The organism is Rugosimonospora africana, from assembly GCF_016862975.1.
Lineage (GTDB): Bacteria > Actinomycetota > Actinomycetes > Mycobacteriales > Micromonosporaceae > Rugosimonospora > Rugosimonospora africana.
The window spans coordinates 12027-34716 of the sequence record NZ_BONZ01000118.1 but is presented as its reverse complement, the minus strand read 5'-3'; the positions used below and the strand labels follow the sequence as shown (position 1 = coordinate 34716).

Here is a 22690-nt window from a genome sequence, read left to right as displayed (position 1 = left end):
CCCCCACCAACCAACCGGTACCGCGGACTGATCCGACGTCGAGACACGCCGTAGGCCGAGCTCAGTGGAGCGTGAGTTTCCGCGGCTAGGTTCGGCCCAAGATTCGTGCTGATCGGGATGAACCTGATGCCGCCAGGTCGCAACAGTGAAGTGATGGACGAGGACGATGCGCTGATCGCCGCTGTGGCGGAGGGCGATGACACCGCGCTGCGGGAGCTGTTCGGCCGGCATGCGCCGTGGCTTGCCGGGCGGCTGCGTGCGGTGCTGCCGGCCGCTGATGTGGAGGACGTGCTGCAGGAGACGTTTCTGGCGGTGTGGCGGGGGGCGCGTGGCTTTCGGCTGGAGGGTTCGGTGGGCGGCTGGCTGTGGGGGATCGCGCGGCGGCAGGCGGCGGCGTGGCTGCGCCGTCGCGGGCCGGCCGAGGTGCTGTTGCCTGCCGTAGAGGCGGCCGACGGGCGGGACCCTGGTGACCCGGCGGAAGCGGCTCTGTCGGCGGCGGAGGTCGCCGATGCCGTGAAGGTGCTCGGACCGGAGGGCAGCGCGGTGCGTGAGGTGTGGCGGCTGATGTACGTCGAGGACCGAACGGTCGCGGAGGTGGCCGAGCTGATGGGGGTTGCGGAGGGCACGGTGAAGAGCCGGGCGCACCGGGCACGGCAGCTGCTGCGTGCGGCGCTACGGCCCCACGAGCCGGTGCCGGATGGAGGTGACCGATGACCGGTGGTGACAGGATGGTAGGCAGTCACGAGGACGTGCGGGAACAGCCGCCTGGCCCCGGTGACGTCGATCTCGGCCGGGTCTGGTTGCGGATAGCGGCGGACGTGTGGCGCCGCGAGCCAGGCTGGCTGGAGCGGCTGGCCGGCCGGCTGCTGCGTTCGCCCGGTCTGGCCCGGGCGTTGCTGACCACGCCGTCGCTGCTGCTGCCGTGGCTGATTGCCAGCGTCGTGGTGTTCGGTGCCGGCGCGGGCGCGGCGGCGGGCACGGGTCAGCCGTTGGTGGCGCTGCTGGCTCCGGTGGTGGCTGGGGCGGGCATCGCGTACGCGTATGGGCCGGGGACCGATCCGGCTTGGGAGCTGTCGTGCAGCATGGCGGTCAGCGACCGGATGGTACTGCTGGTCCGCGCTTTGGCGGTGTTCGCGCTGAACGCGGCGCTCGGGCTGGCCGCCTCGGCTGCGACGGGGGCCGCGGTTGCGGTCACATTCAGCTGGCTGGTGCCGATGACCGCGGTGTGCGCGCTGGCGCTGGCTGCCGCGACGGTCGCGGGGTCGGCGAATGTGGGCGTGGCGGCTGGCCTGGCCGCTTGGCTGATCACGGTGTTGTCCGGGGAGGTCGTCGCCGGCCGGTTCACCGTCGTGGTCACTGAATCGTCTCTTGTCCTCCCGTACCTGGGGTTCGCGGCGGTGTGCGGCGCGATCGCCTGGTATGCGACCCGTATCCCGAGAGGAACAGCATGAACGACAACATCGTGATCACGGACTTGGCGCGGCGCTTCGGCCGCTTCAAGGCCGTTGCCGGCGTCGACCTGGAGGTGGGTGCCGGGGTGTTCGGTCTGCTTGGGCCGAACGGCGCCGGCAAGACGTCGCTGCTGCGGATGATGGCCACGGTGATCCGTCCGTCCTCGGGTCGGCTGCGGCTGCTCGGCCGCGACCCCGGGTCATACGGGCCGCGCAAGGAGATCCGGCGCAGGCTCGGGTACCTGCCGCAGAACTTCGGCCATTACCCGTCCTTCACGGTGGCGGAGTTCGTCGAGTACTTCGCGCTGTTGAAGGAGATGCCGCCACAGCGGATACCCGCCGCGGTCGCGTCCGCCATCGAGCGGGTCGGGTTGGGAGATCGGGCACGCAAGAAGCTGCGTACCCTCTCCGGTGGGATGCTGCGCCGGGCCGGCATCGCGCAGGCGATCGTCAACGATCCCGAACTGGTGCTGCTCGACGAGCCGACCGCCGGGCTGGATCCCGAGCAACGGGTGGCCTTCCGCGCCCTACTGCGCGAGCTCGGCCAGCGCGCCACCGTCGTGGTCAGCACCCACCTGGTCGAGGACGTCGGCGCCGCCTGCACCGAGGTGGCGTTGATGGACGGCGGGAAGATCGTCTTTCGCGGTACGCCGGGCGAGTTGACCGCGGGCGCTGAGGGCGCCGGTGCGGCGGGCGACGCGCCGCTGGAACGCGGCTACAGCGCGGTTCTGGCGCAGGCGCGGGCCACGGCCGCAGCGGCGGCGCGGTCATGACGGCCCTGGGAGTACCGGCGCGGGTCCGTACGCCGCGCGTCACCCGCGTCGTCCCGGTAGCGGCAGGGCGGCTGCTGCGCCTGGAGCTGCGTCGCAACGCGATGATCTGGACGCTGCCGCTGCTGGCCGCGCTGTTCTGGTTCGATACCTACCGCCGGGCCACGGGCCTTCCGCCGTTGTGGACGGTGCGAGGCATGGCCATGCAGTGGCGCGCCATGTTCGAGTTCCTGCCGTTCGTGGCGGGCGTGGCGGCGTGGACGGGGTCGCGGGACGGCCGCCGCCGCATCACCGACCTGGTGGGGGTCACCGCCCGGCCGGGCTGGGTCCGGCAGCTGTCCGGCTGGGCCGCCACCACCTGCTGGGCGGAGGCTGCCTACCTGGGCTGCGCGGCCGTGCTGTACGGGGTCACCGCGGCCCAGGCCACCTGGGGCGGCCCCGTGTGGTGGCCGCTCGCGGTCGGCGCCACCTGCATCGCGGCAGCCACTGCTCTTGGCTTCGCCGCCGGGGCACTGCTGTCCAGCCGGTTCACGCCGCCGCTGGTCGTGGTCGTCACGCTGATGCTGCTCGTGGTGGTGAGCCCGAGCGCCAACAGCGACGCGGTCGGGCGGCTCTCGCCGCTGTCCACCGAGACCCTCGGCACCAGCGCGGGGATCTTCCACTCCTTCATCCCGGACCTGTCCATCGCTCAGCTGATGTTCTACGGCGGCATCGCGGTCGCGGTGCTCGGCGCGCTGGGCCTGCCGGCCATCGCCGGGGGATGGCGGCTGCGTTCCGCCGCCGCGGTGGTCACCGTGGCCGGCCTAGCGGCCGCGGGCACCGGGGTCGGGCTGGCCGGCACTTCCGACGTCACGGCCAACGGTGTGGTCATCCCCGCCCTGCACGACACGGCCAGTGACCGGCCGACCCCCTACACCCCGGCCTGCGACCACGGCGGCTCCACGATCCCGGTCTGCCTGCACCCGGCCTTCAAGACGTACCTGCCCGCACTGATCGCCGCCCTGGATCCGCTGCTCGGCGAGGTGGCCGGGCTGCCCGGCGCGCCGGTCCGCGTCACCCAGACCGCCAGCCTGCAGTTCGACGCCGACGCGACGATCGACGGCAGCCCGCCGGTGCTCCACCTGACGGTGTTCGTGCCGACCGACACGGTGCCGAATAGCCGCTACACCACCGATGACTTCGTTGATCCGCCTCAACTCGCGGCCGCGGCAACGATCACGCGGACTCTCATCGGCGTCGACAGCTCCGGAGGCGGCAGCCCGGCGCAGCAGGCGGTTGCGGCGGCCCTGCTGAAGGCAGCCAACGTGCCGTTGCCACCCCCCGGCGTCGGCCTGCCAACCCCAGGGCAGATGCCACCGGCCGGTTCGCCCGCCTACGCGGCGGCCCAGCGGTTCGCCGCGCTCCCAGCGGCCACCCGGCACGCCTGGCTCGCCGCCCACCTGTCCACACTGCGCGCCGGGCACGTCACGTTGGCGCAGCTGCCATGACCGCCGCCGCGCTACGGAAGCCGGCGCCGCTGGCCCGGCCGCGGCTGACACCGGCCGGCGCAGGGCTGCGCCTGGTGCGCCTGCACCTGGCCAGCCGCAGCGTACCGATGACGCTCGCGGTACTGGCCGCGTGCGCCGCCGTGCTGCGGGCGGCGCTATGGCGCAACTGGGCCCCGCACCCGGGCCCCCAGCAACTGCCGCTGGCGATCGAGGCCGGGACCGCCATGGTCATCGCCGTCACCACCCGCAGCCCGTTCGGCGAGCCGGAACGAATCACCGGCCGGTGGCTTCCCTACCTGCGGCTGAGCACCGCGCTGGCGCTGACCGGCACTGCGGCCGGTGTGCTGGCCGCCGCATCTGCAGGCGCGCACCTGCCCGACGGCGACCTGGCCATGCTGCGTAACACCGCCGGGCTGGCGGGCATCGCCCTGCTGTCGGCCGCCGTGCTCGGCGGCTCACTGGCCTGGATCACTCCCGTCGTCTACTGGCTGGTGACCGAGTTTGCGCTCTCTTACGGCTGGCAGACGCCGTGGATCTGGCCCGCCCGCCCGCCACACGACCGCGGCGCGGCGATCTGCGCCGCCCTCGTCTTCGCCGCCGGGGTCATAGTCACCACAGTGCGTGGGGCCCGCGACTCAGCCCGCGAGTAACAACCGGTACCGGGGTGCGGTAGCCGGCCGCACCCCGGACCATGAAACCCGAGAGCCTGCGGGCGCCGCAAGAAGTCACCGCTCAGCTAGTAGGGATAGCGAGAAAAAGGCGGCGATGAGCAGCAGTGGCCAGGCGACTGCCATGAGGATCGCGTGATCTGTGATCCAGGAGGGGGTGGCCCCGGTGGGGTCGCCGAAGAGCTGGAGGGCGGCCGAGACGGTTGAGGAGAGTGGGTTCCATAGTGCGATGGCGCCGAGCCATGCGGGCATGGTGGAGATGGCGACGAACGGGTTTCCGAGGAATCCGATGGGGAATTCGAGGGTTCGTGCTGCCGGCATCGTTGCGCGCCTGCGGCGGTCGTTGGTCCGCGAACGGTCGGCCGGTGGAGACGGACCGGCCCGGACGACGGGAGGTGGCCCGCCGGCCGGACCGGGACGTATGTGAACGGCGGGTTTTACTGGGAGATGGTGACCGAGTCGATGTTGGCGTCGCCGCCTGCGGTGGTGCTGGTGATCCGGATGGTGTTGGTACCTGCGGTCAGGGGCACCGAGATGGACGCGGTGGCCCAGGTGTCCCAGTTGGCGGTGATCGGGAAGTTCAGCGTGCCGCGTGAGGTGCTGTTGACCGAGATGGTCGCGGGTCGCGCCGCTGTGGTGCCGTCGGAATACCGGAAGCTCAGGGTTTCGGTGCCGGCGGTGGCTGCCGTTACCGGGATGTCGACGTATGCGCCAACCGCGTTGGCCGTGTTGGCGAAGCCGGTACCAGTGAAGCCGAGATGGTTGGAGTCGAACGTGCCACCGGGCGACAGTGCGCCGGTCTCCGCCTCGAACGTGCTACCCGTCGGCGGAGTCGTGGGCGGCGTTCCCGGGCCTGTGCCGAGGCTGTCCAGGGCCTGCTGGACCATGGCCTGGGCGTTGGCGTTGAGGTTGGCGTTGGTGCCGTTCACGACCCAGGACGAGCCGGAAAAGATCACGACGGTCACGCCGTTGTCGACACCACCGGTGGTGCCGCTGCTCGGGATGCCGAGCAGCGAAGCCGCCTTCACAGACGCCTCGCCCAGTTCGCGGGAATCGTTGTCCGAGGTGGTCTGATTGTTCGCGGTCTGCGTGTCGCCGAAGATCGAGCCGATGACCTTGCCGTTGTAGAACATCAGCGCGAACTGCCGGCCCTTGATGTTGTGTTCCTTGTAGAAGAAGTGCGGGCAGGGGGTCTTACGGTCCCAGCAGTCGTCGCCCAGTACGTAGAACGGCACGTGGTGTGCGGCCAATTGCTTGCCGTTGCTGTCCTGGAAAGTCGTTTCGCCCTGGTGATCGGGGTCGGGATCGGGGTCGCTGCCGTCATCGTCGATAGCCATGCTGGAGGTGTAGGCGTAGACGCCGGGCGCCACCTGGTACACGTTCACGTTCTGGGCCCGGGTCATGGTGTTGATGTGCGGTTTGGTGTTGACCTGGTTCGCGCTCGTCATGTTCGCCTGAACGGCGGCCAGTGCCTGGGCGGGCGTGAGCGATGCGGCGGCCGCGGTGGGCGTCGTGGCGGCGTCGGCGTTCCTGATGGCGAGCGGGATGGCCAGCGCGAGAGCTGCGGCGGCCGCCACCGCGAAGCGCGTACGGGTCGATGACATCGTGAGATACCTCCGTCAATCGTTAGGAAGACTGATTGACAGATCGAAGCATGTATATCTCTTGCACGTAATCATCTTTTCCGCCTGCCGGAGACCCGACCGTCTGGTCGAGTCTCATCCCTGCCCGTCGGCTGGGCGGTTCACTCGGCCTGTCGTACTCACATCAAACAGATCCGCGCGTTGCCGAGCGGCAGCACCGGCACGACTGGGCCCTCACGCACCGCTACGTGCGTGTCAGCGCGAGCCGGCTCCTGCCTGGGACGGTTATGGGGGTCCGGCGGAGCCCATCTCGTTTGTAATATCCAGCAAGCCTTGGATAGACGGCCGGCGCCTCCGCTGGCACCCACGGACAGTGTCCGACGGGGTTCCGTGGTGCCTTCCGTCGGTGCTTCACCATTCCCTCCACCACCGATCACCATTGATCACCACTGGACGCTGGCAGAAGCCTGACCAGGGATCTGTCAGTGCAGCACCGGCGGCAGAGCCTGCTCACATCCGTGGCGCCTCCTACTCAGACACCCCTCCGAACGAGGGGTTCCCTTCCACTCCGCTGAAGGAGCACTTATCCGTGTCCACCACGTCTGCCCGGTCCTCCGGCTCACCGTCAACGACCAGCCGCCGCAACCGCCTGGACCACCTGCGCCGGCTGACCCCTCGCGACCATCAACTGCTCGCCTGGCTCGCCGAGCACTACATCCTGACCACCGACCAGACCACCTAAACGCTGTACATCTCCGCCCGCTCCGCGCGCCTCTGACTGGCCATCCTGCACCGCATCGAGGCCGTGACCCGGTTCGTCGACGTCACCACCGGGCACCGGCAGTACCTCTACGCCCTCGGACCGCTGGGCGCCCTCGTCCACCCGACCACCTTCAACGACCCCGCCCGGGCGCAGGTGAGAGCGCGCGGAGCAGTATCGAACGCACCGAACGCATCGTCGGCAGCCGCCGCCTGGCCCACCTGCTGGGCACCAACCAGCTGTTCGTCGACCTCATCGCCCACGCCCGCACTGATCCGGGCGCTGGTCTTCTGCGCTGGTGGTCCGAGCAGCACGCCACGGCCGCCTATGCCTTCGCCGACATCCACCCCGACGGCCACGGCATCTGGCGCACCGCAGGCCACGACGTCGGGTTCTTCCTCGAACACGACAACGGCACCGAACCGCTGTCGGTCGTCCTGGCCAAACTCCGCGGCTACCAACGGCTGGCCGAATTCGGCCCCCGCTACCCAGTACTGCTGCGCGTACCCGGCCGACGCCGGGAGACAAACCTGCTGCACGTCCTGGCCGGCGTGCCCACCCTCATGCCCGTCGCTTACCAGCATCCACACCGAGCACCCCGCCGGCCCGGCCTGGACCCTCACGTCCGACCCCGGGCCCCGTCGCTGGCTACAGGAGCTGCCCAGCGACCACGGACCCGACAACCCAGCCACCAACCCCCACCGCTTCACCGACCTCACAGGCATCGACGCCTAACCTCGCGACTCGATGGTCGTCGGCGCGGCACTGGCTCCCGCGTTAGCCATCCCGACGCATTCATGACGGCGCGGGCGGCCATCTGTCGGCCAGCTGCGCGGTCAGATGCCCGCCGACAAGCGGACCGGGGCGGCTCCGGAGCCTCACCGGCCGACCAGAGCCGGCCTTCGCCGACCACTGCTTCTGCGGATGGTTAGTCTGCTCCCGTGGTGATGCTCATGAGTACGCCGGCGATGATGCGCCGAACGCCCCAGGTACCCGCACGGGCGGAGTTCCGCTGACACCGCCGGGATTTGAGTGGCCTCGGTGTCGCGAGTGCGGGGGGCCGATGCAGTTCCTGGCTCAGATCGGCCTCAGTGACGTCGATCCGGTGAGTGCAGGCGTTCTGTCTATTTTCATGTGCCAGAACGATCCAGGACTCTGCGATGAGTGGGATGCCAATGCCGGCGGCAACCGGGCGTTCGTGTTCGGGTCTGACGCTACGGACGTGGTTTCGGTGCCTGACGACGGCGTCTGCTTGCTGGAGGAGACGTCCGCGGTCGACTTCGTCCAGGTCCAGACCGACGACTACCTGGAAGCGCGCGAGCGCTGGGCTCGGGATACCGGCCGGTCGGTACTGGACGTGCTCGGGCAGGTCCGCGGCCTGCCGGCATGGCTTCAGAACGACGAGACGCCCGCGTGCAGCGTTTGCCGCGAACCGATGTCATTCGTCGTGCAGCTGGAGGAAGGCCACAATCATCAGACTGCGGCGAACTTCGGCGACGGTGGCTGTGATTACGGATTCCGTTGTACGTCTTGTCGCCGTGCCGCATTCCTCCGGCAGCGGTGAGGCCGCCAGGACTAGCGAGAGTAGACCCGTACGTTAACCGCCGCGGCCATCCGGTCGTCGCGTACTCCACGCGCCTTGGTACGAGGCGGGGCGTTGGAGGGGCGAGGCATCAGCTTGAAACGGCCTTAGAACTGCTAACAGAATGGATCTTGGAACAGATTGATCATGATGGTCGTTGATCAAGTCGTGAGGAAGGGTCAGCAACAACCTTGGGTCGTACCCGACGACCTGTGGGACCGTATCCACCCACTGCTTCCGGCAGTACCCCGTCGCTCGGACCACCCCGGCCGCAAGCGCCTGAACGACCGCAAGGTCCTATCCGGCATCTTGTTCGTGCTCTACACCGGCATCCCCTGGGAGTTCTTGCCCCAGGAACTGGGCTTCGGCTCTGGAATGACCTGCTGGCGGCGGCTACGCGACTGGAACGAGGCCGGGGTGTGGCAGCGACTGCACGAGAGCCTGCTGGCCGAACTGAATGCCGCCGACGGCCTGGACTGGTCTCGGGCGGTGATCGACGGTTCTCACATCCGGGCCATGAAAGGCGGCCCAAAACCGGACCGAGCCCGGTCGACCGTGCCCGAACAGGCTCGAAACACCATCTGATCACCGACGCGCACATCCCGTTGACGATCTCGCTGACCGGCGGCAACCGCAACGACATCACCCAACTCATACCACTGATCCAGGCCATCCCACCGGTACGTGGCCGTCGTGGCCGTCCCCGACAGCGGCCCGACAAGGTCTACGCCGACCGCGGCTACGACCACGACAAGTACCGCAGAAAAGTGCGAGAACTCGGAATCACACCGGTCATCGCCCGCCGCGGCCAGCCACATGGCTCGGGGCTGGGCGTGCACCGATGGGTCGTCGAACAAGGCTTCGCACTGCTGCACTGGTTCCGACGCCTACGCATCCGCTGGGAAATCCGCGACGACATCCATGAAGCGTTCCTCCGACTCGCCTACGCCATCATCTGTTGGCGCAGACTCACACCATGACACCACCGTGCGTTCCTGACCCGGGTGCCACCAGGAGGAGCGCGATCGATCGCTATTCTTCCCAGACAGGACTCAGCGGCAGACCTCGCTCGGTCCGTGCGCGATCGGTCAGCTCCTGAATGACGGCTGTTTTCGCGCGGGTGTAGGAGTCAGCGTCGACGTCTGCACTCAGCAGCTGGCGTTTGCGTTCGGCGTACCGGGCAGCTTCCTTGGGATGGCTGCGAAGATAGTCCCTCAGCACTCGTTCATTTCGGCTGGGCCAAGTGTCAATCGTGACGACATGCAGGTGATGAGTGCGGCGGCTACCGCGGTTGCGAAAGTAGAAGAGCCGATTGGGCATCCCAGTCTCGTAGCGTTGATAGCCAAGGCTTGCCAGCATCCCCTCCTGAGCCGCCATCGTGCCTAGCGTTGGCACCGCGGCCATCAGGTCAATGATGGCTTTGGCGGCCAGGCCAGGCACCGCCGTGCTGCCAATGTGTTCAATCACCGTGAAGATCCCCGGCAACGCGTCGGTTAGCTCTCGACAGGCAGCGTCGGCAAGCACCGGCCATCGATCATCGTAGTCGTCGACCTGGATCGCCACGTCCTGAAAAATACCCGTCAGGCGTTCACCCTGCTGTCCTTCGCTGATCAACGAGCAATTCTGTTAGGAGCTCTTAGGCTCGCGGTTCTCGTCACAAGGACCGGCGAGCGTCTTGATCCCGAGCAATGGCGGCCCTTTCGGTTGCTCCCGCGTGAGACTTGCCAAGTGCTCCGAGGGCTCATTTCCCTTACGTATCGCCTCGACGTACGCCTTGACGTCCTGCAGGCTCATCCGCGGAGCCCGCTGACGCACATGCCGCAGCGCGGCCATTCTGCCCCCGTCCCAGACAAGGGTGCGGACCTCGACGAGCAGCGGATCCGCCGGTTTGACGCCTTTGACCTGCTGCAGATACAACTCTGCCCACTCGTCTGTGACGATGGTGATCACGTTTTTCATCATCCATGACGCCCCGAGCACTCCGGGCTGGCCGTGGCTGATGCCGTACATTGCGGGCAGTCCGGGTCTGCGGATCGGTGGTCACGGCCCCAGAGGTACACGTCTCGTTCACCCCTGCCTGACGGTGAAGCGGCCAGCAGCCCGCGTGTGACCGCGCTCAGATGCGCCAGCGGTGGTGTGGTCAAGGGGCCGTTGTCACCAGGTGTCGATTGCCGGTCGTGCGACGGGAAGCAGGTCGGACTTCGAGTCGAGCTGGTACGAGGCGATCTGCCTGCCGGAGGAGTCCAGCGCCCGTAGGACGGCCGAGTTCGACGCTACGATCCAGCCGGTCCCCTGCGTGAGTGTTGCCCGAGATTCCTCCTTGCCGTCGCTGGCGATCGATACCACCGTGGCGGCCTGCCGGGGGGCGAGGACCAGGACGTTACCGGATGGATCGGAGTTCGTACGGTTGGCCAGCCGCAGGGCGTAGAGGCTGGATGGATCGTCCAGTGCCACTCGGGTGCTGACGCCGAAGGCGGACTGGAGATCGTTCGTGCCCGCCTGTCCGTTGGAGTAGTCGAACAGCACCTCCCAGCCGCCGGTCACCGGTACCGCCGCGAGCACCGCGGGATCGTTCGAACCCGGGGTGGTGCCGCCCCAGAGCACGCGCGGCGTGCCCGTGGTCTGTCGACCGTGCTGGTCGGGTGCCGCGAGGGTCCTTGTCGCGTACCGGGCGATGCTCCGATCGGCAGTGCCACGGGCGCCGGCCAGCGCCGCGTCCAGCTGGGTGTCGGAAACCTGGGGCAGCGAGATCATCGAGGAGGTCCCTTTGGCTGGCCCCTGGTAGTGAACCGTGCCGTCGCAGGTGACGCGCCACCAGTCCGCGGTGGTCGGCTGCGTCTGGGCAACGTACGAGCCGGTGGATGTCGGACGCCACTGCTGATGCTGAGCGTCGCTGGCGGTATCGATCACGCAGCCCGCGGGCGCGACCCCCACGAGGTACGTGATGTCCTGCGTGTCGTGGTACGGGAGGCCCGAGTAGGTTCCCCGCTCGAACGGCTCGAGCCGGTCCGAAACGATGAGTGACTGCGCGGCGAGTGTGTCCGCGGACGCGGCCCGCGGCGCGCCGAGCCACACCGCGATTGCCCGTTCCCTGTTGTGCAGTGCGACCAGGGCGACGCGGGACGTGCCGACGTCGCCGGCGTAGAGAATGCTCACCTGGTCGAGGTCGGACCAGACGTTCCAGGAGTGCCGCCGCCGGTCGACGGCCTTCGCCAACGCCCGCATGTATGCCGTGTCGCCGCTCAGCGATCCGCGCGGTGGCGATGCGATGAGACGACGCGCCCAGTCCGAGTCTATGGCCATGCCCGGCGTGCCGGTCTGCGGTCCGGCGGGTTCGGGTCGGTCGCCCGGTACGGTCAGCGACACCGCGACCGCCGTGGTGGCGAGTGCGGCGACCAGCCCTCCTGTTGCGGCACGCCTGACCAGCCGGCGAGTGCGAGCCCGGCGTACCATCCGCCCGTACGGGTCGGGCTCCATCCGCGCGTTCGTCAGCACCGCAGCGAAGGCTCGGTGCACGTCGGCCCCGAACACGTCGCCGTCCAGCACGTCGTCATCGACCATCGGAAGGTCCTCCTACAAATGTTTTCCTTGGCCGCAGCGCGGTCCGAAGCTGTGCCAGACCCCGAGAACCCTGGCTCTTGACCGCCCCGACTGAGCACCCGAGGATCTGGGCGGTCTCGGCCTCCGAGAGGTCCTCCCAGTAGCGCAGCACCACCACCGCCCGGGTACGCGGGGGCAGCGTGGCCAGGGCGCGCATCAGTTCGTCGCGCTGGGCCGCCTCCTCACTCACGTCGCCAGCCACCGGGCGCTCCGGGAGGCGAGCGGTCAGCACCTCGGCACGTAGCCGGTGCCATACGCTCGACTGCTGGTTGACCATCGCGCGGCGCAGGTACGCCATCGGATCGTCGATGCGCGACCAGCGACCCATTACCTTGACCAGCACGCTCTGGACCAGATCCTCGGCGCCGGGCCACGAACCGGTCAGCAAGTACGCCATGCGCAGCAGATCCAGGTACCGGACGCGGACGAAGTCTCGCAACTCGTCGTCGGGCATCCCGCTTCCTCCACATCGGTCCAGTCACTCATAAGACCACCGTTCGGACGGAAAGGTTGAGTCCGAAGATTGGAGTGAAGCGCGGGAGGTGCCACGGTGGGCGGGCGTGGAACGGTGGGGCCGAGACCCTCGGCGCAACCTGCTCCGACCTCACGCCCTTATGTTCGCCCTTCTTGTTCAAGGTGATCTCGATCTTGGCGCGCTCGATGTGGGCGAGCAGCTTTTTGTACTGCTCGGTGATCCGCGGCCCAGGGGCAGATATGTGGTTGTTGCCCGTCACCCGGTCGGCGGCGCCTGCCGATCATCGCTGCGCACCGACTGCCTGACTGTGTTGAAGTCCTGGGCCGCTGGCGAACCGGGCGGGCTCGGCTCCATGATCCTGCCGAACGCCGGCTGGAGATCATCGGCGGTCATCCCGTGCCAGTTCAACTTCGAGATCCCCAGCACCGGGATCCCTTGGAAGATGTACTCCGCCGGAACGGCGCGGGCCTGACGCTATGGCAATCGACCTGGTGCCGGTACCGCCGGCGTCCGCCCGGTCGGGTTCGACACGTCCCCGGTCCCAAGACGCAACGGATCCCAGCACATCATCCGCGTCTACACCGTCGGGGACGTGGGCCTTGCCCGGACCGGTTGGTGTAGCAGGTGACGCGGCGGCGCACCTTGTTGCGCGCTGGGAAGATGCCGTCGAGGCGCGCGTCTTCGTATGCCCGAGAGCCTTCGCCCATTGGGCAACCCTGGGCACCAGGCGGATGCGCTAACGCGCTCCGGACTCGGTCGAGGCACGCCGTGCGGCGTTCAGTGGCGCCGGGATGGTGCCGTGCAGGAATCGGTCCGGCCGCACGATGGTGACGGCAGGTCGCCGCGGCGCGGGGAGTGCGCCATCGACACGCTCGATCACCGTGCAACCGGCTTCAGCGGTTGTCTGCTGCCCTGGCGTCGCGATCGCCAGGATCACCGCCCGGCGCGCCACCGCCCACTCGCGGGTGCCCGCGTCCAGGTGGATCCGCGGGTCACCGCCGTAACCGATGACCGCCCAGCGGTTGTCCACGAGGTCGTCGAGCCGGACCACGTCACCGCTGGGTATACGCACCCTAGCGTCGGGCAGGAGTCGACCCGCGCCGGGATGCGGGCCGGCCGTACCCCGCGGGAGGCGCCGCGCAGGCTGCGCCCGGCGGCCAACAGACAGCTCCACACCGGGCACCGCACCGGCGGTACGCAGCACCGCGCGCAGCAGCGCCGAGCTCACACGATTGCGGGTCTGCACGACACGGCCCGTTCGTAGCGCCATCGTGGTCATCGCCCTCACGTCGGGAGCCCGCTCATACTCGTACCCGTCGAGCAGTGCGTTGCCGTCTAGCCCTTGGACCACCTCGGCCAGTCGCCAGGCGAGATTCGCGGCATCACGGATACCGCTGCCTAGCCCCTGCCCGACGAACGGCGGCATGGAATGCGCAGCGTCCCCGGCCAGCAGAACCCGTCCCCTGCGCCACTGCGACGCCGCGCGGGCGTGGAACGTGAACACCGCGGCACGTTGCACCCGTATTGTGTCCGGGTCCACCCAGGCGCCGACCAGTTCCCGCACGATCGCCTCGTCGACCATCCGGGCGGGATCCTCACCCGGCAACATCATCCACTCCCAGCGGTAGGCGCCCGGACGTGACATGGTCACCAGGGGACGCCTCGGATCCAACACGTACGACAATGTGGGGACCGCATCTACGTTTCCGTTGATTGTCGCGTCGACGACCAGCCACGGCTCGGGGAAGCTCACCCCTTCGTACGGCACGCCGAGCAGCGTGCGGACCGTACTGGAGGCGCCGTCACAACCGACGAGCCATCTGGCCCGAACCCGGTCGCCGTTGTCGAGAGTGACGTCGACGTGGTCGTCATCCTGTTCGACCGCGACCACCGACCGGCCGGTACGTAGCTCGACGTTGGATAGTATGGACAGGCCGGCCCGCAGCGCCTTCTCCAAGCCCGGTTGGTCGATCAGCGCGCCCGGCAGCGGACCGGGCCTACCATCCGGTATATCCACGGTGAACAACGGTCGGTGGTCGGGCCCGAGCACCCGTGAGCGGCGCACCCCTACGGCCCACTTTCCGACGTCGGCCAGGCCCGGGACCCTGACGAGAATCCGCATCACCTCGGCGTCGAGGGCGGCAGCCCGTGGCCGGGGATAGGGCGCCACGTGCGGGTCGATCACCGCCACCCGGGTACGGTGAACACCGAGCAACGCGGCCAGAACTCCACCAACCGGTCCGCATCCGGCGACCAGGACGTCAACATCGGCGTCGCTTCGATTCCTTGCCACCCGCTGCCCCCGCTCCACTCGATAAAGCTAAGCCGACGCCGGCCAACCCATCATCGACAGCGCGGTCGGCACCGCCCGGCCAGCGGCCGGCGACAGGCCGATCCCGGCCATAAGTCAAATGTCAGAACACCTGTCCGGGTTTCGTTGGTTCCCGCCGAGGTGGACCTACGGTGATCGTCTGGTTCGTCACGTTCCTTCTCGCCAGCGGCTGGTATGGGTCTGGCCTCGACAGGTGGTAGTTGCTGGCCGCGAGCGGGCGCAGGTTGCGCATCCCGGGTGCTCACCATCAGTCCTCCGGGTTCCTGCTGATCGGGTCGGTGCGAGCGCGGTTCGGTAGGACGCGAGGGCCTCCGCGTCGTAAGGGGTGGTCCGGTCCGATCAGTGGTGCTAGGTGCTGGAGTTTGTCGGGGTTGACCACAGACCGAACTACTTGAACCGTGCCGTCGAAGATGTCGAGTTCGAAGACGTTGAGGAGTCGTCCCTGTTCGTCCTTCATGAGCGCGCCTGGCTGTCCATTCACGTGGGCATGCTCAAGGTGCAAGTCGAATTGGCGTATCGCCTCGCTGATGGCGGTGAGCAGCCGAACGACCTTGTCGCGACCGTTGATCGGCCGGGGCAGTGACGGACCCCTGCCTCCCCCGTCGCCGTAGGCGACGACGTCTGCCGAGAGCATCTGGATGAGCGGCTTCATGTCGCCGCTCTCGACGGCGGCGAAGAACCTCCGCGCGAGCTCGTCACGCTGTTGCTTGGCGGCGTCGAAGCGCGGGCGGCGGGTGGCGATTTGACGCCGGGCGCGGGTCACCAGTTGCCGACAGTTGGATTCGGTCTTGTCAACTATTACGGCAATGCCGGGGTAGTCGTATTCGAACACGTCGTGGAGTAGGAACGCCGCCCGCTCTGCCGGCGTGAGGGTCTCCAACAGAACCAGGAACGCCATGGACAGCGAGTCCGCCAGCTCCACACGGTTGAACTCCGACTCGGTGGCGTCGACTAACGGCTCGGGCAGCCATGTTCCGAAGTAGGACTCGCGGCGTATGCGTGCGGACCGTAGGTGATCGATGCTCAGACGGGTTACCACAGCGGACAGGTACGTCCTGAGCGAGTCGATGGGTGTACACCTCTGCTGTGCGCGGCGCAGCCGCAGGTACGCCTCAGACAGGATGTCCTCCGAGTCGGCCACGCTCCCGGTCATCCGGTAGGCCAGCGAGAACAACAGCGGACGGAGCTGCATGAAATCGTCCGCTTCGGTATCTGTTGCCCTAGTCATGACAGCCATCCATCCGTGACGCCTTCCCTCAGGACGAGATACCACCGGAATCTGTGACACCGACTTTTGCCGACGGGCATCGCGTCCGACAGGACTCTCCGCAGCGCTCAGCATGTCGTGCCGTCGCCCGGGATCGCTTGATCAACCCAACCCCCCAGAGGTCGGTGCGCTAGGTCGGCAGGTCCCGGCGGGCTGTCACAGCACGGGTCCGCATCTCGTCTTAGCGGGCGGCTACCTCACGACGGTAGCAGCGTCCAGCGCCGAGGAAGGGGAGCGCAATGGCTCACAACGTAGTCGTTATCGGGGCCGGGTACGCCGGTCTGCCGGCGGTGAAGCGCCTGGCTCGTCAAGTACGTAAGGATGAGGTCAGCGTCACTCTCGTCTCGGCTTTTCCAACATTCGTTGAACGGCCCCGCCTACACCAGTTGGCCGTGGGACAGCCCATCAAACAGATCGCGCTAGCTGATTATCTGCGCGGCTCCCGGGTGCGACTGGTCGTCGCCTCGGTCACCAACATTGACCTCCAAGCCCGCCACTTGGTGACGGTCGACGAGCGCGGACGGCAGCGCAGGGTGGGCTATCAGACCCTGATCTACGCGCTCGGCAGCAACATCGACGTCACCTCAGTGCCCGGCGTCGCCGAACACTGCTACACGCTCATGGGCTCCTCGTCTGCGCTGGACCTGCATGAGCGGCTGACGGGTCTTGCGCGAGAGGGCGGCACCGTAGCAGTGTGTGGCGGGGGACTGACCGGGATCGAGACGGCGACCGAGGTCGCCGAGGCCTTCCCAAGCCTGAAGGTCCAGCTGATCAGCCGTGGCACACCCGGCGGATGGCTCTCACCGAAGGCGCGAACGTACCTGGACGAGACCTTGACCCAGCTTCGGATTCGTGTCGTTACCGGGGTAGACGTCGACCACGTCGAGCCCGAGGCGCTCGTCCTGGCTGACGGGCGACATCTGCCGTTCAGCCTGTCAATCTGGGCCGGCGGGTTCAGTGTGCCGACTCTCGCTCGAGCGGCCGGTCTGGCTGTGAACTCGCACGATCGCGCGCTTGTCGATGCGACCCTTCGCTCGATCACCCACCCGAACGTCTACGTCATCGGGGACGCAGCCGCGGTCGCAGGATCCTGGGGAGAACAACTGCCGATGGGCTGTCGCTCCGGCGGGTTTACCGGCCCGCAGGTGGCTGGCATCGTCGCGGCCCGTCTCGCCGGCCGCGAACCCAAACCATTCAGGTATCGCTACTTCCACGAGTGCATCAGTCTGGGTCGTAGGCACGGACTCGTGCAATTCTTCAACGCCGACGAGAGCCCGAAGAACCGGATACTGACCGGGCGTAAGGCGATCACCTACAAGAACATGGTCCTGAACAGCGCAAAGATGCTGTTTCGCCACACGGGACCGCTCGTCGCCCGGCGGCGCCACCTCCGCTTCGTCGAGAGCGGCACCCTGGACAGCCGAATCACTGGGAACTCCACTATGAGCAACGTGCCGTCATGAGCGTGCTGCTGGAAGTCCGCGACGGGGTGGGTTACGTGAACCTCATCCTCCCCGGCGCGGGCAACGCGTTCTGCGCGGGTCTGGACTTCACGTCCGTCGGCAGGTCGGCCGCGGCATTCGTCCTTACCGGGCGGAAACTGCCGGGCCAGAAGATGAACCTGTTCCAGCACGCCTGCTGGGTCTGACCGCGGAGATCTTCGACGGCCGGCAAGCATTCGAGTACGGCCTCATCACCGAGGGATCCGACGACCCGCGCAAGGACGCCGAAATGGCCAACTCATCACCCGCTCGCCGGACGCACTTGCCCTCAACAAGCGACTGCTGCACCGCACCTGGAACCAATCGCCGCGCCGCGCCTTCTTGGCCGAGATGGTGCTGCAGATCCGCTTGCTGTGCGGCGTGCACCACCGGATCGCGCGGACCGCGAACCTGGCCAGAGAGGTTCCGAACCGTGTCAGCCGGCGGGTTCGCTGAGTCCGTCGCCCCGCGAAAACAGCGCTGGCCTGGGCTGGGCGGCCCTGCAGGCGGCGCTGCCACGCGCCTCCAGGAAGCCGTCGACCCTGCGCCGCGAGCCTGGCACGACGACCTGGCTGTACCTGCCGGCCGCTGCCGCGGGACGCAGTGTCCACCCGCATGCGGTTGACTCGGTGCCGTGACTCCGAGGATTGAACTGCACGTCCACCTCGAAGGGACCGTGCGGCCCGCTTCTGCCACGTTCAGCGCGAACCTTTGACGAACGAATGTTCGAGGCAATCGCGAAAGTGGAGTGGGTGGGAGTTCGGTGCAGTCGAGATGGTGGGTCGCAGTGCTGCTACGGCCGCGCTCCCGCGCAGACTGGCCGGCACGGCGATCTATGACCGGGTCGCGGCGGTTGACACGGGCACCAGCTTGGACGTTATCCTTGTCGTCGATCCGGATCTCCTCGGCTCTGGAAAGTATTCCCCGAGGACCGTCTGACAAGGGCCGGAAAAGCGTTTGCGGCGCGGTGTTGCATCGCCTACATCTTCGCGGGCCTCCGGCACCATTGTCATCGGCGTTCTCCTCGGCGATCGAGGTGACTACTGTCCGATCGAACCCATGCTGCTCGAACACGCGCCCACGGTCCGGAGCCGTCAAATGTCCCTTCAACCTGGAAGGCCCGAACGACCAATGTGGATAATGCCCCGAATGACCACCGGGCCAGAGCGCCTCATGTTGGAGCACATGCTCGACCGCAACCGGCAAGCACTCATCGACACCGTGCGAGGACTGTCCGAGGCTGATGCACGGCGGCGCCTGGTCGCCTCACTGACCACACCGATCGGGTTGATCAAACACGCCGCCTTCGCCGAGCGCCGCTGGTTCCAACGCATCCTGCTCGGCCTGGACGAATCCGAATGCGACGGCTACGCCGCCCCTGACGACGGCAGTTTCGTGGTCGCCGACGGTGAAACGCTGACCGACGTGATCGCCGAATTCGAGCGCGCCAGCGAGCGTTCCCGCTGGATCGCCGCTGACTTCCAACTCGACGACACCAAGACGCACCCCCGCACTGGCGATGTCAGTCTCCGGTTTATCTACCTGCTCCTGATCGAGGAGTTCGCTCGCCACGCCGGCCATGGCGACATCCTCCGAGAACAAATCACCGCTGCACGCTGAGCCTCGTTGCTGGGGGACACGCGCGAGCGGGGTGGTCACAGCGGTCGATGCGACGCCGTGCCACATGTAGCCGGAAACGGTGACGTTCACGGCAAGGCCGGAGGTAGATCGGGCGGCAGCTGCTGGAGGGACAAGGTGACGCGGGTGATCGGTGGTCATTGGTGGGGGAGCAGATTGGGAGCACAGGGTCGCTCGCAACGGCGCCTAACGGCCGCGAACGGCTGGCATCGGCCATGAACGGTCCGGCCTGACCTGGTGTGCCTCGTGTTGGTGCTGGTCACGGGCTTGGCGGACGTTCGCTGACACAACTGCGCTCAACGTCCGCGAACGGCGCTGAACGGCTTCATATCGTACGAGGTCAGGTAACTGATGATCGAGGCTGGGGAAAGGGTCGACGGAGTCGTTGCTGGTTACGGGTGGGAGCAAACTGGGAGCAGGATTTTGACCTCTTCCTGTCTGGAGAAGTGCTCGACGAAGCGGAGATGTGTCATCTTGATTGTCTGCTGTGCTCGTCCATATCGTGCGACGACCCGCAGGGCGTATGCCATGTGGGAGCCGCACCTGGATGTGTGATGGGGTCAGCTGGAAGCGCTACCGGACGGAGATGGCGTGGATTGGCGGGCAGAGTACGAGCAGGCAGCTGTCCACGCGGATGTCGTCGATGACCGGTCCGAATGGCGCCGGCACCGTCGTGCTGGCGAATTCGAGGGTGACCGACGACGCTGTGGTGAGGAAGTAGAAGGTGTGGTGGACGTACCCCATATCGGTGTCGGTCGTACCTGTGGTGTCGAAGCTCGCCTGCTGTACAACCTGGCCGTTCACGCTGGTCTCGGTGGTCTTGACGACGGGCGTCGAGTTCGGGTTGCCCGCCAGCGCGTAGGTGACCCGGTAGGTGATCAGCGGCACGGTGCCGAAGGTCCTGGTGATCGCGCCCTGCGTGTCGCCGGCTAGGTCGAGACTCTGCCTGCCTTCGCTGGCTTGCCACAGGTCGTTGGCGACCAGGTCGACGTTGCCGCGGGTCACGGTGAACTGACCGACCTGCGTACCGGCCGGCAGCCGGACGTAGCCACTGGCCACGACGGGCGTCTCGAACCCTTCACGGAGAATCGGACCACCGGCCACGGCGGGCGAGGAGGTGGTGGCCCCGACAAGCCCCGCCACCGCCACCATCATCCCGGCACCGAAGAGGATTCGACGTGCCCAGGTTGCGTGTAGTCCCATGCGTGACACCCACCGTTCTTCGCCAGTTGATCATCTATCGATGGCCATCGCTAACATTACGAGAAGTTCCCAAGTCGTTACAGAACCGGCAGCCTAACTCGCGTGTCGGCCATGCGTCAGAGGGGCGGCAGGCGCTGTCCGCCGGGCAGCGGGCAGCGCTGTATGTGTTCTGGTTGCGTCCTCATGGATGGCCATCTGATGCGCTGGGCGAGGAGGAAGTGCAAGCGACTGGAACGCAGTGATGAGCGTGCACGGGGATTGCTGAGGGGGTTCCGAAGCGGTCGCATACCTTGTTTGCGCACTGGAAGCTGCGGTAACACGAAACGACGGGGGAACCCCACCACCACACCCCGGCGGGTGCGGTGGCAGGGACGTCCGAGAAGGACGCTGTCAGACAAGTCAACAAACACGACTTTGAGACAGACCGTAGGTGAAGAACCGTACGAGCGCCGCAGCGAGTACGTGTGCGTCGACCATGTGGGTCTGGCCGTGGAGTGTCTGACGTTTCGCGTGTGGGATGCTCGCCGCTATCGCGTCGGCGGCCTTCTGGAAAACGTCTGGGCGTAGCCGGGTCATGTGGCGGTCGAGCTTTGTGCCGGTGAGTACGAGTGTCGGCTGGGTGATCTTACTCAGCCGGCCTGTCGGTGGCTGCCCATCACTCAAGCACGCTGCCCCGTAGGCGCGCGTGTGAGCGATCGCCTGGCAAGCGGGCCACATCGGAGAGTTCCTCGCCGCCGCGATATCCTCGTCGGACGAGCCAGCCGTGCGCATGAACAACGCGAACACGTCACCCCGGCGCCCCTGCCCAAGTAGGTCCGTGATCGTCTCGACGTACTCGCGCCACCGATCCGGGCTCTCGGCGAGACCATACGGCACTTCGTACACCGCGATCCGGTCGAGCGCACTACCGGCCGCTGCCGCCTCCAACGCGAGCGCGCCGCCAGCGGAGACGCCATACACGTGTGCCCTACCGCCGGCCTCGGCGATGAGAGCATCAATATCCTCGATCTCCCGGGCGACGGCGTAGGGCTGCGTGTCGCCGCTGGCGCCGTAGCCACGCTGGTCGTAGTTGTACACCGTGAAGTGCTCGGCGAGGGCCGCCGCGAGGCTTGCGTTGTCCTCACGGCTGCCGCCGATCAGAATAAGCGCCGGTCCCCGCCCGGTGCGGTCGTACGCAATCGAGGTGCCATCCCTTGACGTCACCGCGCTCATCCGGTTCCCTCCTCTGCCACGCCTGACCCTGGACGGTGGCGGCCTATCGCGCGAGGCTTTTAGATATCCCTAAAAGGTGAGGTTGCCCGGTTGATCGAGTGGAAATTCACCCCAGACGACGTAGCGCGGATCAGGCTCGCGTTCTCCCCGCTCGGAGAGCTGGTACGCAGCCTCATCGTGCTACGCGCGCCGGCCCGACACTCGTTGCACCTGCCCTGGACAAAGGCCACACGTCCACTACTGGCCGGCCTCGATCTGGCCGAGCTGTTCGCTCTCGTCCCGATCCACGGCGACACCGCCGACTTCCTCACCCCGCCACCGACCTCACCGCTACCGGATCTGGACGACGAATTGGCGGCGGTGCGACACACGCCCCCCGATCAGCTAGCGCGTGAAGCGGCCGATATGGTCGGCACCGCCGCACCGATCTGGCAGCGGATCCAGAAAGATCCAGCAGGTGCCGCCCACCGCATCGCCGACACGCTTCAGGCGTACTGGAGCGTGGCGCTGGCCGAACATTGGCCGCGGATCCGCGCCGTGCTCGAAGCGGACGTGCTCTGGCGTTCCCAGCGCCTGGCAGCCGGCGGAGCTCGGTTGCTGTTCGAGGACTTACACGCAACCGTGAAATGGCACGGTGACCGAGTCTCTGCCGCCGACCGGCACCACCACGCCGCCGCCCTGTCCGGACAGGGACTTGTCTTGGAGCCCAGCGTCATGTGCTGGCCCGCAGTCCGGAAGATGATCGACCCGTACCAGCCGACCCTCACTTACCCGGCCCGCGGAATCGCCACCCTGTGGGAGAACGGCACCCCGTTGGCACCCGTCGCACTTGCTGCCCTCATCGGGCGAACCCGCGCCAGCCTGCTCATCGCCCTGACAGAACCCGCCACCACCAGCGCCCTTGCCCGCCGCATGTCGATCACCCCCGGCGCGGTCAGCCAGCACCTGGGTGTACTCCTCGAATGCGGCCTGGTCACCCGCTCCCGCGTCGGCCGCTTGGTGCTCTACCACCGAACCCGCACAAGCGATGCCCTCGTTGCCAACCAACCGCAACGCTGACCTGGACGGTGCCCCAGCCGCCAGAAGCCACTGCCACACCGACACGTTCGCCCTTCTGAGGGAGCGGCAAAGCGGCCGGCAACGCAGTGAACCGCGAGCTGCGGGCGGGATCCAGCCACCCG

General features: G+C 67.4%; 24 protein-coding genes. 14 read left to right on the top strand and 10 right to left on the bottom strand.

Annotated elements, in window-relative coordinates:
• The first annotated feature begins 153 nt into the window (after nucleotides 1-153).
• From Raf01_RS46465 to Raf01_RS46445, 5 genes are read left to right on the top strand one after another with little or no spacing between them, the layout of a single operon-like run.
• The gene (locus tag Raf01_RS46465; protein ID WP_203924582.1) at nucleotides 154-714 is read left to right on the top strand and encodes an RNA polymerase sigma factor; all 561 of its coding nucleotides are present in this window, start codon (nucleotides 154-156) and stop codon (nucleotides 712-714) included.
• A 14-nt stretch (nucleotides 715-728) separates the two neighbouring features.
• The gene (locus tag Raf01_RS46460; RefSeq protein ID WP_203924581.1) at nucleotides 729-1451 is read left to right on the top strand and encodes a hypothetical protein; all 723 of its coding nucleotides are present in this window, start codon (nucleotides 729-731) and stop codon (nucleotides 1449-1451) included.
• Nucleotides 1448-2224: an ABC transporter ATP-binding protein gene (locus Raf01_RS46455; RefSeq protein WP_203924580.1), complete on the top strand. Its 777-nt coding sequence runs from the start codon at nucleotides 1448-1450 to the stop codon at nucleotides 2222-2224. The genes Raf01_RS46460 and Raf01_RS46455 overlap by 4 nt, the downstream gene beginning before the upstream one ends.
• Nucleotides 2221-3708: a hypothetical protein gene (locus tag Raf01_RS46450; RefSeq protein ID WP_203924579.1), complete on the top strand. Its 1488-nt coding sequence runs from the start codon at nucleotides 2221-2223 to the stop codon at nucleotides 3706-3708. Before Raf01_RS46455 ends, Raf01_RS46450 begins: the two co-directional genes overlap by 4 nt.
• Nucleotides 3705-4358, top strand: a complete 654-nt coding sequence (locus tag Raf01_RS46445) for a hypothetical protein (RefSeq protein ID WP_203924578.1) — start codon at nucleotides 3705-3707, stop codon at nucleotides 4356-4358. The genes Raf01_RS46450 and Raf01_RS46445 overlap by 4 nt, the downstream gene beginning before the upstream one ends.
• A 75-nt stretch (nucleotides 4359-4433) precedes the next feature.
• On the opposite strand, the gene Raf01_RS46440 is transcribed toward Raf01_RS46445, so the two are convergent.
• Both Raf01_RS46440 and Raf01_RS46435 read right to left on the bottom strand, forming a co-directional pair.
• Nucleotides 4434-4697 carry an ABC-2 transporter permease gene (locus tag Raf01_RS46440; RefSeq protein WP_203924577.1) on the bottom strand — a complete coding sequence of 88 codons (264 nt, stop codon included), beginning with the start codon at nucleotides 4695-4697 and terminating at the stop codon, nucleotides 4434-4436.
• Between the two features lie 116 nt (nucleotides 4698-4813).
• A complete protein-coding gene (locus Raf01_RS46435) occupies nucleotides 4814-5980 on the bottom strand; it encodes a glycoside hydrolase family 75 protein (RefSeq protein ID WP_239134528.1) in 1167 nt (388 codons plus the stop codon).
• Between the two features lie 568 nt (nucleotides 5981-6548).
• Here Raf01_RS46435 and Raf01_RS51135 point away from each other — a divergent pair.
• The 4 genes from Raf01_RS51135 to Raf01_RS46420 all read left to right on the top strand — a co-directional run bounded on the left by Raf01_RS51135 (nucleotide 6549) and on the right by Raf01_RS46420 (nucleotide 9281).
• Nucleotides 6549-6701: a hypothetical protein gene (locus Raf01_RS51135; protein ID WP_373319780.1), complete on the top strand. Its 153-nt coding sequence runs from the start codon at nucleotides 6549-6551 to the stop codon at nucleotides 6699-6701.
• A complete protein-coding gene (locus Raf01_RS50325) occupies nucleotides 6656-7651 on the top strand; it encodes a replication-relaxation family protein (protein WP_373319781.1) in 996 nt (331 codons plus the stop codon). The genes Raf01_RS51135 and Raf01_RS50325 overlap by 46 nt, the downstream gene beginning before the upstream one ends.
• A complete protein-coding gene (locus tag Raf01_RS46425) occupies nucleotides 7537-8283 on the top strand; it encodes a DUF1963 domain-containing protein (protein ID WP_203924585.1) in 747 nt (248 codons plus the stop codon). Before Raf01_RS50325 ends, Raf01_RS46425 begins: the two co-directional genes overlap by 115 nt.
• A 168-nt stretch (nucleotides 8284-8451) precedes the next feature.
• Nucleotides 8452-9281 (top strand): IS5 family transposase gene (locus Raf01_RS46420; protein ID WP_203924584.1). Its coding sequence is split into 2 segments (ribosomal slippage): nucleotides 8452-8830 and nucleotides 8830-9281, totalling 831 coding nucleotides; the frame shifts between segments, so codons are not numbered across the junction.
• 52 nt (nucleotides 9282-9333) lie between these two features.
• On the opposite strand, the gene Raf01_RS46415 is transcribed toward Raf01_RS46420, so the two are convergent.
• From Raf01_RS46415 to Raf01_RS46400, 4 genes are all read right to left on the bottom strand, one after another.
• A complete protein-coding gene (locus tag Raf01_RS46415) occupies nucleotides 9334-9915 on the bottom strand; it encodes a GrpB family protein (RefSeq protein ID WP_203924575.1) in 582 nt (193 codons plus the stop codon).
• A gap of 12 nt (nucleotides 9916-9927) precedes the next feature.
• Nucleotides 9928-10311 (bottom strand): hypothetical protein, encoded by a 384-nt coding sequence (locus Raf01_RS46410; RefSeq protein ID WP_203924574.1) that lies wholly within the window; start codon nucleotides 10309-10311, stop codon nucleotides 9928-9930.
• Nucleotides 10312-10455: 144 nt separating this feature from the next.
• Entirely contained in the window at nucleotides 10456-11862 is a 1407-nt protein-coding gene (locus Raf01_RS46405) for a hypothetical protein (protein WP_203924573.1), read from the bottom strand.
• Nucleotides 11852-12355, bottom strand: a complete 504-nt coding sequence (locus tag Raf01_RS46400; protein WP_203924572.1) for a SigE family RNA polymerase sigma factor — start codon at nucleotides 12353-12355, stop codon at nucleotides 11852-11854. Before Raf01_RS46400 ends, Raf01_RS46405 begins: the two co-directional genes overlap by 11 nt.
• A gap of 160 nt (nucleotides 12356-12515) precedes the next feature.
• On the opposite strand from Raf01_RS46400, the gene Raf01_RS46395 reads away from it, so the two are divergent.
• Nucleotides 12516-12848 (top strand): hypothetical protein, encoded by a 333-nt coding sequence (locus tag Raf01_RS46395; RefSeq protein WP_203924571.1) that lies wholly within the window; start codon nucleotides 12516-12518, stop codon nucleotides 12846-12848.
• 264 nt (nucleotides 12849-13112) lie between these two features.
• Here the strand turns inward: Raf01_RS46395 and Raf01_RS46390 are convergent, their stop codons facing one another.
• Entirely contained in the window at nucleotides 13113-14669 is a 1557-nt protein-coding gene (locus Raf01_RS46390; protein ID WP_203924570.1) for an FAD-dependent monooxygenase, read from the bottom strand.
• A gap of 286 nt (nucleotides 14670-14955) precedes the next feature.
• Nucleotides 14956-15936, bottom strand: coding sequence for an RNA polymerase sigma-70 factor (locus tag Raf01_RS46385; RefSeq protein ID WP_203924569.1), 981 nt, complete (start codon nucleotides 15934-15936; stop codon nucleotides 14956-14958).
• Nucleotides 15937-16214: 278 nt separating this feature from the next.
• Between Raf01_RS46385 and Raf01_RS46380 the strand changes: the two genes are divergently transcribed.
• The 3 genes from Raf01_RS46380 to Raf01_RS46370 all read left to right on the top strand — a co-directional run bounded on the left by Raf01_RS46380 (nucleotide 16215) and on the right by Raf01_RS46370 (nucleotide 19076).
• Nucleotides 16215-17438 (top strand): NAD(P)/FAD-dependent oxidoreductase, encoded by a 1224-nt coding sequence (locus Raf01_RS46380; RefSeq protein WP_203924568.1) that lies wholly within the window; start codon nucleotides 16215-16217, stop codon nucleotides 17436-17438.
• Nucleotides 17435-17623 carry a hypothetical protein gene (locus tag Raf01_RS46375; RefSeq protein ID WP_203924567.1) on the top strand — a complete coding sequence of 63 codons (189 nt, stop codon included), beginning with the start codon at nucleotides 17435-17437 and terminating at the stop codon, nucleotides 17621-17623. The genes Raf01_RS46380 and Raf01_RS46375 overlap by 4 nt, the downstream gene beginning before the upstream one ends.
• 982 nt (nucleotides 17624-18605) lie before the next feature.
• Nucleotides 18606-19076 (top strand): DinB family protein, encoded by a 471-nt coding sequence (locus tag Raf01_RS46370; protein ID WP_239134527.1) that lies wholly within the window; start codon nucleotides 18606-18608, stop codon nucleotides 19074-19076.
• 591 nt (nucleotides 19077-19667) lie between these two features.
• Here Raf01_RS46370 and Raf01_RS46365 read toward each other — a convergent pair.
• Together Raf01_RS46365 and Raf01_RS46360 are read right to left on the bottom strand one after the other, a co-directional pair.
• Nucleotides 19668-20297 carry a choice-of-anchor C family protein gene (locus Raf01_RS46365; protein WP_203924566.1) on the bottom strand — a complete coding sequence of 210 codons (630 nt, stop codon included), beginning with the start codon at nucleotides 20295-20297 and terminating at the stop codon, nucleotides 19668-19670.
• 399 nt (nucleotides 20298-20696) lie between these two features.
• The gene (locus tag Raf01_RS46360; protein ID WP_203924565.1) at nucleotides 20697-21509 is read right to left on the bottom strand and encodes an alpha/beta fold hydrolase; all 813 of its coding nucleotides are present in this window, start codon (nucleotides 21507-21509) and stop codon (nucleotides 20697-20699) included.
• Nucleotides 21510-21599: 90 nt separating this feature from the next.
• On the opposite strand from Raf01_RS46360, the gene Raf01_RS46355 reads away from it, so the two are divergent.
• Entirely contained in the window at nucleotides 21600-22568 is a 969-nt protein-coding gene (locus tag Raf01_RS46355; protein WP_203924564.1) for a DUF5937 family protein, read from the top strand.
• Nucleotides 22569-22690: the final 122 nt, after the last annotated feature.